16 protein-coding genes are annotated in these 14363 nt (G+C 63.5%); 14 read left to right on the top strand and 2 right to left on the bottom strand.

The annotated features are described in order from the left end of the window. Position 1 precedes the first annotated feature (1 nt). The 6 genes from JQ597_RS28130 to JQ597_RS28105 are packed head-to-tail and all read left to right on the top strand — an operon-like array spanning position 2 to position 5450. Positions 2–877 (top strand): carbohydrate ABC transporter permease, encoded by an 876-nt coding sequence (locus tag JQ597_RS28130; RefSeq protein ID WP_212268792.1) that lies wholly within the window; start codon positions 2–4, stop codon positions 875–877. Further along, on the top strand, positions 870–1727 hold the full coding sequence (locus JQ597_RS28125; protein ID WP_212268737.1) for a carbohydrate ABC transporter permease: 858 nt from the start codon (positions 870–872) through the stop codon (positions 1725–1727). Before JQ597_RS28130 ends, JQ597_RS28125 begins: the two co-directional genes overlap by 8 nt. Before the next feature lie 25 nt (positions 1728–1752). Then, on the top strand, positions 1753–2868 hold the full coding sequence (locus JQ597_RS28120; protein WP_212268736.1) for an ABC transporter ATP-binding protein: 1116 nt from the start codon (positions 1753–1755) through the stop codon (positions 2866–2868). After that, positions 2865–3632 (top strand): SDR family NAD(P)-dependent oxidoreductase, encoded by a 768-nt coding sequence (locus tag JQ597_RS28115; RefSeq protein WP_212268735.1) that lies wholly within the window; start codon positions 2865–2867, stop codon positions 3630–3632. Before JQ597_RS28120 ends, JQ597_RS28115 begins: the two co-directional genes overlap by 4 nt. A 15-nt stretch (positions 3633–3647) precedes the next feature. Beyond that, positions 3648–4418, top strand: a complete 771-nt coding sequence (locus JQ597_RS28110; protein ID WP_212268734.1) for a glucose 1-dehydrogenase — start codon at positions 3648–3650, stop codon at positions 4416–4418. Positions 4419–4442: 24 nt separating this feature from the next. Next, positions 4443–5450, top strand: a complete 1008-nt coding sequence (locus JQ597_RS28105) for a zinc-dependent alcohol dehydrogenase family protein (RefSeq protein ID WP_212268733.1) — start codon at positions 4443–4445, stop codon at positions 5448–5450. A gap of 244 nt (positions 5451–5694) precedes the next feature. Here the strand turns inward: JQ597_RS28105 and JQ597_RS28100 are convergent, their stop codons facing one another. Beyond that, positions 5695–6132, bottom strand: coding sequence for an ester cyclase (locus tag JQ597_RS28100; protein ID WP_212268732.1), 438 nt, complete (start codon positions 6130–6132; stop codon positions 5695–5697). Between the two features lie 262 nt (positions 6133–6394). Here JQ597_RS28100 and JQ597_RS28095 point away from each other — a divergent pair, with 262 nt between their 5' ends. The 5 genes from JQ597_RS28095 (at position 6395) to JQ597_RS28075 (ending at position 10431) form a co-directional block, all read left to right on the top strand. After that, entirely contained in the window at positions 6395–6754 is a 360-nt protein-coding gene (locus JQ597_RS28095) for a hypothetical protein (RefSeq protein WP_212268731.1), read from the top strand. 124 nt (positions 6755–6878) lie between these two features. Continuing rightward, the gene (locus tag JQ597_RS28090; protein ID WP_212268730.1) at positions 6879–7460 is read left to right on the top strand and encodes a CAP domain-containing protein; all 582 of its coding nucleotides are present in this window, start codon (positions 6879–6881) and stop codon (positions 7458–7460) included. A gap of 143 nt (positions 7461–7603) precedes the next feature. Then, entirely contained in the window at positions 7604–9061 is a 1458-nt protein-coding gene (locus JQ597_RS28085) for a DUF5107 domain-containing protein (protein WP_212268729.1), read from the top strand. 138 nt (positions 9062–9199) lie between these two features. Next, on the top strand, positions 9200–10057 hold the full coding sequence (locus JQ597_RS28080; RefSeq protein ID WP_212037907.1) for a 3-hydroxybutyryl-CoA dehydrogenase: 858 nt from the start codon (positions 9200–9202) through the stop codon (positions 10055–10057). Positions 10058–10248: 191 nt separating this feature from the next. After that, the gene (locus JQ597_RS28075; RefSeq protein WP_212268728.1) at positions 10249–10431 is read left to right on the top strand and encodes a hypothetical protein; all 183 of its coding nucleotides are present in this window, start codon (positions 10249–10251) and stop codon (positions 10429–10431) included. A 40-nt stretch (positions 10432–10471) separates the two neighbouring features. Here JQ597_RS28075 and JQ597_RS28070 read toward each other — a convergent pair whose 3' ends face one another. Further along, a complete protein-coding gene (locus tag JQ597_RS28070; protein WP_192736364.1) occupies positions 10472–10957 on the bottom strand; it encodes an MmcB family DNA repair protein in 486 nt (161 codons plus the stop codon). 159 nt (positions 10958–11116) lie between these two features. Between JQ597_RS28070 and JQ597_RS28065 the strand changes: the two genes are divergently transcribed. The 3 genes from JQ597_RS28065 (at position 11117) to JQ597_RS28055 (ending at position 14353) form a co-directional block, all read left to right on the top strand. Beyond that, positions 11117–12253 (top strand): vWA domain-containing protein, encoded by a 1137-nt coding sequence (locus tag JQ597_RS28065; RefSeq protein ID WP_212268727.1) that lies wholly within the window; start codon positions 11117–11119, stop codon positions 12251–12253. Positions 12254–12496: 243 nt separating this feature from the next. Next, entirely contained in the window at positions 12497–13546 is a 1050-nt protein-coding gene (gene lpxD, locus JQ597_RS28060) for a UDP-3-O-(3-hydroxymyristoyl)glucosamine N-acyltransferase (RefSeq protein WP_212268726.1), read from the top strand. A 102-nt stretch (positions 13547–13648) separates the two neighbouring features. Next, the gene (locus JQ597_RS28055) at positions 13649–14353 is read left to right on the top strand and encodes an MBL fold metallo-hydrolase (RefSeq protein ID WP_249148257.1); all 705 of its coding nucleotides are present in this window, start codon (positions 13649–13651) and stop codon (positions 14351–14353) included. Positions 14354–14363 lie beyond the last annotated feature (10 nt).

Raw genomic sequence — 14363 nt, 5'->3', positions numbered from 1 at the left:
AATGGTGCGCCGGCTGCCCGAGTATCTGACGATCTGGGTACCGCTGCTGTTGTCGGCCGCGCACCTCGTTTCGTTTTCGCTGTGGACCATCTGGATCTCGTTCACGCCGTCCACGCTGGTCCCGGTGTCGGGCTGGGTCGGTTTGCGCAACTACACCTCGGTTTTGGCGTCGCGGAACTGGCAAATCGCCTTCGACAATCTGCTGCTGTTCGGCAGTGCGTTCGTGCTGCTCAGCCTGGTGACAGGTCTCATACTCGCGATCCTGCTCGATCAGCGCATTCGCGGCGAGAACGTGCTGCGGTCCATCTTCCTCTACCCCCTGGCGGTGTCGTTCGTGGTCACCGGCACGGTCTGGAGCTGGCTGCTCAATCCCGGCATCGGGATCCAGAAGCTCGTCCACGATTTCGGCTGGACTTCCTTCCGGTTCGATTGGCTGATCGACCGCGACATGGCGATCTGGACGATCGTCATCGCTGCGATCTGGCAATCCTCGGGCTTCGCCATGGCGCTCTTCCTCGCCGGCCTCAGGTCCGTCGATGCCGACCTGATCAAAGCGGCGCAGATCGACGGCGCCGGACCGGTCCGGATGTACCGGCGCGTCATCCTGCCGACGCTCTGGCCGATCACCATAACTGTCATCGTGATCCAGCTGCAGTTCGCCATTTCGACCTTCGACCTCGTCCGCGCGCTGACCAACGGCGGCCCTGGAATCGCGACCCAGTTGCCGGCCCTTGTCGTCTACGACCTGATGTTCCAACGCAACCTGCTCGGCCGGGGGGCGGCGGCGGCCGTGCTGATGTTGCTGATTCTTCTCTCGGTGCTGCTGCCTTACGCGGCGTGGCAATATCTCCAGCGACGTCGGGCCCCCCATGCGTGATCGAACCTTCGCGCCGAGCCGCATGCTGATCTATCTCGTCGTTTCGCTGGTCGCGGCGGCGTGGCTCGTACCACTAATCGTCGTCGTGCTGAATTCGCTGCGCAGCAACGAGGAAATCGTCCAGACCTCGATGATCGGCTGGCCGCGGCAGTGGGCCTTTGGCAACTACCTCACAGCCTGGTCCGACTTCTGCGTCGCGCAGACCTGTGTCGGCATCCGCCCCTACATGTTGAACTCCGCGCTCGTGACGATTCCCGCGACGATCTTTTCCACCCTGCTTGGTGCGGTCGCCGGTTACGCCGTTTCGCTCTGGCGCTTTCGCGGCGACAACTGGATCTACGGCATCGTCACGCTGGGCATCTTCCTGCCGCAGCAGATGCGCTTGCTGCCGTGGACCATCGTGCTGCGCGATACCGGGCTGATGAACACGCTGACGGGCCTGGTGCTGATCCACACGATCCAGGGACTCTCCTTTACCGTCTTGTTCTGCCGAAACTACTACGTTGCCATCCCGCAGGAGTTGATTAGGGCCGCGCGCATCGATGGCGCCGGGTTCTTTCGTATTTTCTGGCGCATCATTCTCCCACTCTCGCCGCCCATCCTGGTTGTCACCGTGATCTGGCAGTTCACGCATATCTGGAACGAGTTCCTCTATGGCGTGACATTCACGACCGGCCAACAGCAGCCGGTCACCGCTGCGCTGATCGCGCTCTCGGCCGCGGTCGCCGACATCCCGCATCATGGCGTGCAAAGCGCCGCGGTGATGATCGCGGCCCTGCCTACCCTGTTGATCTACCTGATCGGTGGCAAATACTTCGTACGCGGCCTTACCGCCGGCGCCGTGAAATGAAGGGGAAGTCATTGAAGGGGAAGTCATGGCAGCGTTGAGCATTCGTGCCCTGTCGAAGCGGTACGCCAATCTGGAAGTGTTGAAGGGGATCGACCTCGACATCGAGAGCGGCGAATTCACCGTGCTGGTCGGACCATCCGGCTGCGGAAAATCCACCTTGCTCAACATCGTGGCCGGGCTCGATCGCCCGAGCGCGGGGACCGTGGAGATCGGCGGACGGGTCGTCAACGACATCGCGCCAAAGGACCGCGACATCGCGATGGTGTTCCAGTCCTATGCGCTCTATCCGTCGATGACGGTGCGCCAGAACATCACCTTCGGCATGGAATGCCGCCACGTTCCGAAGGCGGAGCAGGAGAAGGCGCTGGCCAATGTCGCGCGGCTGCTGCAGATCGAGCCATTGCTCGGCCGCAAGCCATCGCAATTGTCCGGCGGCCAACGCCAGCGCGTGGCGATGGGCCGGGCCCTGGTGCGCGATCCCCTGCTGTTCCTGTTCGACGAACCGCTCTCCAACCTCGACGCCAAACTGCGCGTCGAGATGCGGATGGAGATCAAGCGGCTGCACCAGCGCATCGGCGCGACCATCGTCTATGTCACCCACGACCAGATCGAGGCGATGACGATGGCGACGCGGATCGCCGTCATGCATCAGGGCGAGGTGCAGCAATTCGCCGATCCGGATACGGTGTACCGCTATCCAGCCAATTTGTTCGTCGCACGCTTCATGGGCTCACCGCCGATGAACACGATGCCGGCGCGGCTCGAAGCGGAAGATGGCGGGCCGGTGGTGGTGATCGGCGCCGGGCGGCTGGGCGAGGTCCGCCTTCGACTGCAGGGGTACGAGGCGGCCGCAGCCTTTGTCGGCCGCGACGTGGTGCTTGGCATCAGGCCGGAATGCATTGCCGAGGGCAGCCGCAGTTTTTCGGGCGCATCGGGCGCACCGATCGTCGTCCAGGCGCCGGTCGAGATGGTCGAGCCCACCGGCGCGGAGACCATCGTGTTGCTGCGGCTCGGCGGGGAGCAGGTGCTGGCGCGCATCTCGCCGGACATCAGGCCTGAGCCGGGTAAGCTTGCCGCCTTCGCGCTCGACACGCGTCGGATTTGCCTGTTCGACCCGGTGACGGAGCGCCTGATCGCATGACCCATGCCCTTTATCCCAGCCTTGCAGGCCGTGTCGTGTTGATCACCGGAGGCGCCAGCGGCATCGGCGCCGCGTTCGTCCGTGCGTTCGCGGCACAAAAGGCCCGTGTCGCCTTCCTCGACATCGACGCCGTCGCCGGCGAAGCGCTGGTGCGCGAGGTGACGGATGCGTCCGGCTCCGCGCCGCTGTTCGCGCCCTGCGACTTGCTGGATATCGACGCGTTGCGCGCCGCGATGGCCAAGGTCCACGCCACGCTCGGCGATGCCGCGGTACTGGTCAACAACGCCGCCAACGACCAGCGCCAGGTGCTTTCAGAAGTGACGCCGGCGGAATTCGACTGGTCGATCGCCGTCAACCTCAAGCACGTTTTCTTCGCCGCGCAGGCCGTGGTGCCGCAGATGCAGGCCCGCGGCGGCGGTTCGATCATCAACATGTCATCCGTGGCATGGACCCGCGGCGCACCGGCGCTGCCGGTCTACGCGGCGGCGAAAGCGGCGATTGTCGGCTTCACCAATTCCCTGGCCCGGTCGGTCGGACCAGACCGCATCCGCGTCAACGCCATCGCACCCGGTATGGTGATCACCGAGCGCCAGCGCCGGCTGTGGTATCCTGACGAGCAGAAGATCGCCGAGCTTCGCACGCGTCAGGACATTCCCGACGCGGTGACGCCCGACGACATCGCGTGCTTGGCGTTGTTTCTGGCGTCCGACGAGAGCAGGCGCATTACTCGCCAGTGCTTCACGGTCGATGGCGGCCTAGGCTAGCAGGAGAAAACAGACATGGCAGGCATTCTTGATCGCAAGGTGGCGCTGGTGACGGGCGGCGCCTCGGGCATCGGACGCGCGACGGCGCTGGCCATGGCGCGCGAGGGTGCGAGGGTCGCGGTGGCCGACCGCACCGAGGAAAACGCGGCCGGCACCGTCGCCCTGATCAACGCGGCCGGCGGTCAGGCCATTGCGATCGGCGGCGACGTCACCGCGGAAGGCGACGTTGCCGCGATGGTCGCGCGCACCGTGGCGGCCTATGGACGGATCGACTGCGCGTTCAACAATGCCGGCGTTGCCGGCGGATCGGTTGGCCCCGGACGCCAGCGCCTGCACGAACTCAGCCAGATCTCGTTCGACACCATGCTCGCGATCAACCTCACCGGCGTGTGGCTCTGCATGAAGCACGAGATCGCGCAAATGCTGGCGCAAGGCGGTGGCGGCGCGATCGTCAACACCGCCTCGATCGCCGGGCTGATTGGTCTGGCGACTTCGGGACATTATGTGGCGGCAAAGCACGGCGTGGTGGGACTGACGAAAACCGCGGCGATCGAATATGCGCAGGACGGCATCCGCGTGAACTGCGTCAACCCCGGCTATATCACCACACCCATGACCAAGGAGGTGGTGGAGACGCGGCTCGATGCCACGTTGGCGAAGGTGCCGATGAACCGCATGGGCGTGCCCGAGGAAATCGCGGAAGCCGTGGTCTGGATGTGTTCCGACAAGGCGTCGTTCATGACCGGCGCGTCGCAGGTGGTCGACGGCGGGTATTTCGCGGCGTAGCATCGGCGAATAAAGGAGGCTTTGTTGAAAGTCTGGCAAGTCGCACGCGAGTGGTCGATCGACGCCTTGGAACTGGTCGATCGGCCGGAGCCGGAGCCTGGCCCCGGCCAGGTCGTGGTCCGGATGCGCGCGGCATCGCTGAATTATCGCGACCTGATAACCGTGCAGGGCCAGGGCGGCGCGTACAGGCTTCCGCTGATCCCGTTCTCCGACGGAGCCGGCGAAATTGTCGCCGTGGGACCAGGCGTGAGCCGGGTCTCGGTCGGGAATCGCGTGTGCCCGATGTTCTTTCAATCCTGGTTCGACGGCGGGCCTTCGGCCAGCGGCCGCCGCCTCGCGCTTGGCGGCACGCGCCCGGGTGTGCTGCAGGAATTGCTGCTGCTTGACGCCGAAGGCGTCACCCGCATTCCCGATCATTTGACCTTTGCCGAGGCCGCCACCTTGCCATGCGCGGCACTCACCGCCTGGCGCGCGCTGTTCGACGAAGCCCGGCTCCGGCCGGGCCAGACCGTCCTGGTGCAGGGCACGGGCGGGGTTTCGATTTTCGCGCTGCAGTTCGCCAAGCTGGCGGGCGCCACGGTCATCGTGACGTCATCGAGCGACGAAAAACTCGAACGCGCGAAAGCGCTCGGCGCGGACCATACGATCAACTATCGCGCGGTCGCCGAATGGGGCAAGGCTGCCGCGGACTGGGCCGGCGGCGGCGTCGATCACATCGTGGAAGTCGGCGGCAAGGACACTTTTCAGCAATCGCTCGAGGCCGCGCGCGTCGGCGGCACCATCCTCGTGATCGGGGTGCTATCGGGCTTTTCCCAGCAGGTCTCGATCCCTACCCTGTTCAGCAAGAACCTGCACGTGATCGGGCTCTCCGTCGGCAGCCGGAGAATGTTTGAAAACATGGCCGCGGCGATCGGGCAGAACCGCCTCAAGCCCGTGATCGACAGAACGCTTGGTTTCACCGAAGTGCCTGACGCGCTGCGGCTGATGCAGCAGGCCGGCCATTTCGGCAAGATCACGATCGCGTTTCCGTAAGCTGACGATTTTATCTTCGCGCTCGACCGCAAGCGGGGCCAGCGGACGACCGATGTTGGCGCGAAGCGGATGGACGAATGGCATTAAAGCCGTAGCAGCCGAGCCCGGCAGTGCCGACGCATTCGCCGATCGAGGTGCTGCCCGAGAGTCTGCGGACGAGCTTGGCTTCGATCGTCGTCCTTTGCGTCGCGCCCGCCGGCTCACGCCGGCGGGCTTCTCCAATTGGACGGAACGGCTTTGCCTTTCACGCGGCAGTCTTTACCGCGCCAGAGGCACCGATCTGTGTGAGCATTGTCAGGAGGTCGAAGTAGTGCACGGCGCTCTTGGCCTTACCACCCTCGACCTGGACGATCTGGCAGGCCGGCACCTCGATCCGCTTGTTCGAAGGCGGAATGGTACCTGCTGGAGTCTGGAGCGGGCCCGTGTGAGTGCCTTTCCAGACAAGCTCGAGGACCGCGGTGTCCCCGCTCGCGAACTCACGCACGAATGTGGCTTTCGAATCGGGGAAGGCCTTGGCCCAGCCCTGCCAGGCCTCGATGATCTCGCCGGCGCCCTTGATGCGACGGTTAGTTCCCTTCTCGTCGTACACGGCGTTGGCAGCCAGGATGTCCCTGGCCTTGCTCCAGTCCTTTTCGTTGTATGCGGTGACTGCGGCCTTTGCGATATCGATTACACTCGCCATGATCACGCTCCCTTATGAGTGAGCCGGCGCCGATCGGCGCTGAGCATTGCAAACCCCAGCACACCAAATTCTAGCACTTTGAGGCGAAGAGGCGAGCGAGAACCGGCCCAATTGAGCTGAAATACGCTAGCGCAATGTCCGTTGAGGGGAATAGCCGCTGTTGGCGCATGCAGCCGCTCGCAAGCGAACCGGAAATAGTCGCGCTGGACCGTGCACTTAGATTTGAATCGCCTCCCAACAGCCGGCCGTCTATGGTGCGCGCATGTCGCGCTTCGTGTTTGCATTGATTGCTGTTGTCCTGTCACTCCTGCCGGTCGTCGCGCCGGCTGCTCCTGCCCATAAGCGGCCGGCGCCACGCTGGCAGGGCTACGGCTTCCTGCCGGGCTATCATCAGCCTCCGAACAACAGCCGCCCGGCTTACACCCAGAGAGCTGCGGTTTTGCGCGCCGCGCGCCGCAACCAGCGTCCCTGGTACATCGATCCGGTCCCGAGTTATTACGGCTATGATGGCGCCTGGCGCTATTTCGGCCGTCCCGGTTTTTACGGCGGCCGCTACAATGGCGGCAGCTTTGGCCCGTGCTGGACGCGGACGCCGATCGGCGCGGTTTGGAACTGCGGCTGACCAAGCTATTGCCTGCGACCCCCGCCGGCTGTCGGTCAAGTGCCAGGGAATACACGCCCCGTGCCTTGAGTCGTCCACATTAACGATGGATAAGCAGCCAGATATGGCGCTGGTTTATTGAACAATGGGTATTTGGGGGACGATGACACGTCGCGCCGTTGGCGGACTGATGGCAGGCTTTTTAATGCTCGCCGCGCCTGCGATGGCCGCCGAGTCGCCGGCCGAACTGATCTCCGGCTTCCGCCTCAAGCATGGCCAGGTCCGCGTCGTGCGCGATGCAACGCTCGACCGCATCGCGATGGACCAGGCGCGCGCGATGGCGGCGAAGAATGAGCTTAGTCATGAGGTGCTCGGCCCGTTCACCAAACGGGTCGCGCCGGCGGGTGCGGGTCGCGCCGCCGAGAACATTGCCTACGGATACGAGAGTTTCGAGAAGACGCTCGGCCAGTGGATCGACTCCTCCGGGCACCGCAAGAACCTGCTGTTGCAAAATGCGTCACGCGTCGGGATCGCGAGCGCCAGGGATGCCAGCGGCAAGCGCACCTACTGGGCCATGGTGATCGCCGGCGATTACGAGCCGAAGCGGCCCAAGGGCAAGAACAAGAAAGAGACGGAGCCGCTTGTTGCTGTGAAACGCGAGGCCGCTCCCGCATCCCGGCCAAAATCAAGCGACTGCCGCATCAAGATACTCAGCCTTTGCATTTGAGGCGGAGCGCGGCGGCGACAGCGTTACCCTCGCCTGGCACGAAGTGGGATACTTCGAGCCGGCAGGGGAGAAATCGCACCAAATCGCTTCAACAAGCCGGCCGTTGCACGATAGGATCGCCCGGTCAGTCAAAGGCCACGTCAATGGCAATTGGTGCTTCCTCGCGTATCGGTCTCCGCTTCACGGCCGGCGTGATTTCGGCGATCTGGACATTTCATGCCGCGCTTGCGGCGTCGGCGGCGCCGGACCAGGTGTCGCTCAGTGAGCAGACGGTGCATTGGAGCACGGTCAAATATGCGACCTCCGGGGAGAACGGCTTCGTCAACGGGTCGCTCGACAAGAACACCATCGTCGATCGCACGTTCAAGGGCCGGGTGCTCGAGAACCGCTACCTGAAGGTCGTGCTGCTGCCCGAATTCGGCGGGCGCATTCTTTCCATCATCTACAAGCCGACCGGCCATGAACAGCTGTACCGCACCGAAGTCGGCGTGCCCTACGGAATGGGCGAAGGCAATTTCTATTACGATTGGCTGATGGTGTATGGCGGCATCTTTCCCACCTTTCCGGATGCCGAGCACGGCAGGACGTGGCCAAAACCGTGGGATTTCAAGGTTGTGAAAGAGAGTGCCGACGAAGTGACGGTGTCGATGTCGCTGACGGACAATTTCGAATACCCGGCGGCACCGGAGAAGTTCAGCAAGGGATCGAGCGGCATCGAAGCGACTTACCATGTGACGCTGAAGGCCGATCGCGCCGCGGTCGATGCGCGCCTGGTGCTGAAGAACCCAAACGACAAGACGATCCCGTACGAATACTGGACCTGCACGACGCTGGCGCCGGGGTCGGATCCGAACAATCCCAAAACCACCGGCGGCGCCGAGATCATCGCGCCGGTCGCGGCTTACCGCACGCCCGCCTGGTCAAAGAATATAGCCGAGGGCGACGCGAGTGCCGGCGCGGGCACCACCCGATTCGCAAAGCTGCGCTACTTCAAGAACTGGCCGACGATGGGCATCGCCTATGCGGCGCCGGATATGCAGGGCGGCAATTTCTGGGGCGTGATCAACCACGACAATGAAGAAGGGATCATCCGCATCGCGGACAACACGATCACGCGAGGCCTGAAAATGTGGACGTGGGGATTTGCCTCGTTCACGAACGAAACCGACCAGCGCAAGGATCCGAACCCGGCGCGGCCTTACGTCGAGTTATGGGCGGGGGTGTCGGACGAATTTTTCCACAGCGCCGAGTTTCCGGCGCGGAGCGAGGTGTCGATTCCGGAAACCTACAGCCCAACCGTCGGCATGAGCAACGTGACGCATGCGAACGCGAACATCCTGATCAATCTTGTCGCCGAAGCGTCCGGCGCCACCCTTCAGTTCTTCAGCATTGAACCTGTGACGCCGCTGCGCATCATCATGAAACGCAGCGACGCAGTCTTGTTCGACGATGCCGTGACGGCCGACCCGAAAAACGGAAATCGCATTTTTGCGCCGATTCCTGCAGGCAACAGCGCCGAAACGGTCCAGCTGACGATCAGGACCTCTGACGGCAAGGAGCTGATCGCCGCCGCGGCAAGGATAGAAGCGAGGATAAAATGACGCCGGTGGACGCCGTGGGCGAAGCCGGGCTGGTTTTGCTACCGATGAGCGCTGCGCTCTGCTAACGATGGCCATCAACGCGATTGGAGCAGGCCGGCATCTTTGGGTACCGGCCTTCAGCAGTGGAGGCACTAAGCTATGATTGAAACGATTGGCATCATCGGGGCGGGCACGATGGGTAACGGCATCGCGCAGGTCTGCGCGGCGGCCGGGCTGAAGGTGACGATGATCGACATCTCGGACGCCGCAGTGGCGCGGGGGATGGCGACGCTGACCGGCAGCCTGGAGCGCCTCGTCAACAAGCAGAAGATGACCGATGCCGATCGGCAGGCCGCGTTGGCGCGCATCACCGCGACGACGGACAACGCAAAGCTTGCCAATTGCGACCTCGTGATCGAGGCCGCGACCGAGCGGGAGGATTTGAAAATCAAGATCCTCAAGGACCTCTGCGCGACGCTGAACCCGCGCGCGATCGTCGCGACCAACACCTCCTCAATTTCGATCACCAAACTCGCTGCCGCGACCGACCGTCCGGACCGCTTCATTGGCATGCACTTCTTCAATCCGGTGCCGCTGATGGCGCTGCTGGAGTTGATCCGCGGTTTGCAGACGTCCGACGACACCCACGCCCTGGCTGAAGAATTTGCAAAGCGGGTCGGCAAGGTGCCGATCACGGCGAAAAACAGCCCGGGCTTTGCAGTCAACCGCATCCTGTGCCCGATGATCAACGAGGCGATCTTTGCGCTGCAGGAAGGGATCGCCACCGCCGAGGACCTCGACGCCGGCATGAAGCTCGGCTGCAACCACCCGATCGGCCCGCTGGCACTGGCCGACATGGTCGGCCTCGACACCATGCTGTCGGTCATGGAGGTGTTCTATGAAGGCTTCAACGACCCGAAATACCGGCCCGCGCCGCTGCTGAAGGAAATGGTCGCCGCCGGCCATCTCGGCCGCAAGACCGGCAAGGGATTCTATAATTACGGCAAGTCCGCGTAAGCGGCTCTTACCCGTGTGATCGCCGATGGTCCGCCTGATCGCGGACCATCGTGCGGGATTGCGCGCCGCAAAATCTTCCTGCTCTCCCGCGCCGCCTCGGTGTGACATCCGTCACAGCGACGATCGGTGCCGCTGCCTAAGGTTTTGCGAACGGCAACACGGTCCCTCGCCGGGACAAGGGAGAGACGGACATGAACGCAACCAGCCATGAGACCCGCGAACTGAGCCTGCAGGAGCTCGATATCGTTGCCGGTGGCGGACTTGCGTCGCCGAAGGGCAGCATCATCATCTTCGGCTACGGCATCCAGTGGAACGATCGCAGCATCTGCATCGTCACGCCGACCCAGGACACCATCATCAACCGGCCCAAGTAACGAGTCGTTGACGCTGACTTCATCGCGGTGACGGTGGTTGCTAAAACTCCGAATGTCCCTGCGGATCGACCAGCCGGTTGATCCGTTGCGCCGCGGCCATCGCGAACCGCACCGTCATCAATTTGCGGGTCGGCGCGGCCAGGCGATGCTCGGGCGCCTCGCAGTGCAGATGGGCGCCATAGGCATCGGCAACGATCAGGCCGGTGCCCTCAGGGAAAATCTCGCAGGGCAGATCCTGCGTGAAGGCAAAGAACAGCCGGTCGCAATGCATCCGGTAGTCCTGCCATTTCTGGTCGGCGCGCAAATCCTCCACCGACGACTTGATCTCGACGATCCAGATCTCGCTTTTCTCGTTCAGCGCCACCAGATCGGCGCGCCGGCCGGACGGCAAAGGCAACTCACTGATGCAGGAAAAACCCAGTGTTCGCAGCATCCTGGCGGTGCCGCGCGCGATCGCGAGCGCGGTCTCCGATTGGCGGCGGTCCGGCGGCGGTACGAGGCTGACCTGGCGGGCGGGCGATTCCATGCTCCCTAGCCTATCCGATTCCGCACCGGTCGCCATCCGGGCTGCGGCGCGGAATGCGCCGCAAATTCGTACCCAACCCGCCTTGATTTGGACCACACGCCACCGCGAAGCCGAGGGAACCTGGGTTCCGAGGGACGGAACACATGGAGGAGAGAAACCATGAAGCAACGCTTCAGGGATCACGGCATCACGCTTCGCTCGCTCGCATTCGCTCTCGCTACGCTACCCCTTTCCGCCGGCCTGTCGCAGGCCGTCGCCAAGCCCACGGTCGAAGTCGCGTTCGTTCTGGACACCACGGGCTCGATGGGCGGCCTGATCGAAGGCGCCAAGCGCAAGATCTGGTCGATCGCGACCGCAATCGTCGATTCCAATCCCGACGCCGAGATCCGCATGGGCCTCGTCGCCTACCGCGACATCGGCGATGATTACGTCACCAGGAAGGTCGAACTCACCCGCGACATCCAGGATCTCTACGCCAATCTCCTGGAGTTGAAGGCCCGTGGCGGTGGCGACTGGCCGGAAAGCGTCAACGAGGCGCTCGATATCGCCGTCAACAAGCTGCAATGGACCGACGGCGGCGATGTCAGGCGGATCGTGTTCCTGGTCGGCGACGCGCCGCCGCACATGGACTACGCGCAGGACACCAAATATCCGGTAACGCTGAAAGTGGCGAAGCAGAAGGACATCATCGTCAACGCGGTGCTCGCCGGCAACGCCGCCGACACCGAACGGGTGTGGCGCGATATCGCCCAGAACGGCAATGGCCGCTTCATTCCGATTCCGCAGGATGGCGGACAGGTGGTCGTGATCGAAACGCCGTATGACGAGGACATCATCATCCTGCAGCGGGAGATCAACGGCACCGTGATCCCCTATGGACCGCGCGTGATGCAGAAGCGCACCGAGGACAAGACAAAGCAATTGTCGCAGGTGGCGGCGGCAGCGCCCTCGCAGGCGTCTGAAATGGCGAGCTACATCAACAAGCGTTCCAAGGCGACGTCGGAAGCCGTCACCGGCGATGGCGATCTGGTCGCCGACGTTTCGGCCGGCCGCAGCAGCTTTTCCTCGATCAAGGAGGAAGACCTGCCCGACAATCTGCGCGCGATGAAGCCCGAGCAGCGCGTCGACGAAGTCAACAAGCAGATGAGCCAGCGCAAGGCACTCAATGAGAAGCTCGGCGCACTGGTGGCGAAGCGCGACAAATATGTCGCCGATGCGCGCGCCAAGGCTCCGGCGAAGGCGTCATCGTTCGACCGCGTGGTCGAGGATACGCTGAAGGCGCAGATCAAGCGGTAACGCCGGCGCCTTAAACCTTCGCGTGTCGTCGCGGCCTGGTGCGCAATCGCACCGGGCCGGGATGGCGGGGTTGGCCCCCGATATGTCGGCCGCAAAGGGCGCTGCCGCGGCGGAGCGACGATTTGACCGGCGGCCGGTTCCGTCCCGGAAGCACGATTCGCGCGACCCTGCCCCGATAGACTTCCGAATAGACTTGGGATCGTGGGCCCGCCCGGCTATCGTGATCCGCAGGGGGTAGAGCTCGTGGTCGAGTTCAGTTTTTTCTCGAACTCTTCGGGCTTGAGCGTGGCAGAGATTGCCGCGCTCACGGGAGCAAACCCGTGTGCGGGCGCCGACCTGTCCCGAATCATCACCGGCATCGCGCCGATCGACCGCGCCGGCGCTGATGATCTGACCTTTGTCAAAGACGCACAATATGCCGAAGCGCTCGCGACGAGCCGAGCCGGCGCCGTCCTGACCACCGAACGGTTCGCCCACCAGGCCCCTGCCGGGGTCGTCACATTGAACGTTCGCAAGCCCTATGAGGCCTTCGTCACGGTCGCACGCCAGATGTATGGCAGCGCGCTGCGTCCGGTCTCGGCGTTCGGCACGCAAGGTATCGCGCCGAGCGCGGTGGTGCATCCCACGGCGCAGATCGGACCTGACGTTACGATCGATCCGTTCGCGGTGATCGGGCCCTCCGTCAAAATCGGCGCCGGCACGCTGATCGCCGCGCACGCCATGATCGGCGAACGGGTTCAGATCGGGACCGACTGCGCCATCGGCGCCGGCAGCACTATCACCCACGCCCAGGTCGGAGACCGGGTGGTGATCCACCCCGGGTGCCATATCGGCCAGGATGGCTTCGGCTACGTGTCGGACGGCAAGGGACACATCAAGATTCCGCAGATCGGGCGCGTCGTCATTCACAACGATGTCGAGGTTGGATCGGGCACCAAGATCGACCGCGGCGGATTGCGCGACACCATCATCGGCGAAGGAACCAAGATCGATAATCTGTGCCAGATCGGGCACAACTGCATGATCGGCCGTCATTGCATCATCGTTGCGCAATCGGGCTTGAGCGGCAGCGTCACCATCGAGGATTTCGTCGTACTGGGACCGCGCACCGGCATCATCCCGCACATCACCGTCGGCAAGGGCGCGATGCTGCTTTCGAGGTCCACCGTTTATGACAACGTCCCCGCCGGCGCGGTTTGGGGCGGCTTTCCCGCCCAGCCCAGACGGCAGTGGCTGCGCGAAATATTGGCGCTGCGGAACCTGGCGGCACGCCGTGGTCGAGCCAAGACCTAATCGGTTGCGGGCAGTCCTTGGCTCGCCGTATGCGCAAATCTTTTCCGAATCTTTCGCGAATCTTTTCCTTGGCGAGAGGCCAAAAATCGGCAATCTGCGGCCATGACCCAGGAAAACCAGAACCAAAATCCAAACCAGAACCACGACCAGAATGACGTTCCGCCGAAGGCCGGCGCGATCATCGTTCCGGTGACGCTGTTCGAGCAGAACTGCACCATCATCTGGCACGAGCCATCGAAGAAAGCCGTGGTGATCGACCCCGGCGGGGACGTGCCAAAAATCCAGGCCGCGATCCAGCAGACCGGCGTCACGGTCGAGAAGATCTGGCTGACGCACGGCCATATCGACCATGTCGGCGGTGCAGCCGAATTGCGCGACGCGCTGGGCGTGAAGATCGAAGGGCCGCACATCGCCGACAAATATCTGCTCGACAATGTCGTCTCGAGCGGCGAGCGCTTCGGCATGACCGGCGTGCGCAATTTCGGGCCCGACCGCTGGCTCGACGAAGGCGATCAGGTCTCGATCGGCGATCTGACCTTCGACATCCTGCACTGCCCCGGCCATTCACCGGGCAGCGTGGTATTCTACAACAAGGAATTGCGCTTCGCCCATGTCGGCGACGTGTTGTTCGCAGGCTCAGTCGGGCGCACCGACCTGCCCGGCGGCAGCCATGCCACGCTGATCAGCTCGATCAAGGAAAAGCTGTTGCCGCTCGGCGACGATGTCGGCTTCGTCTGCGGCCATGGCGCCGGCTCCAGCATCGGGCAGGAGCGGATGACCAATCCGTTCCTCACCGGCGAGATGTGAACACGCAACT

Source organism: Bradyrhizobium sp. AUGA SZCCT0177 (genome assembly GCF_018130125.1).
Lineage (GTDB): Bacteria > Pseudomonadota > Alphaproteobacteria > Rhizobiales > Xanthobacteraceae > Bradyrhizobium.
This window is presented reverse-complemented; position numbering and strand designations above follow the sequence as displayed.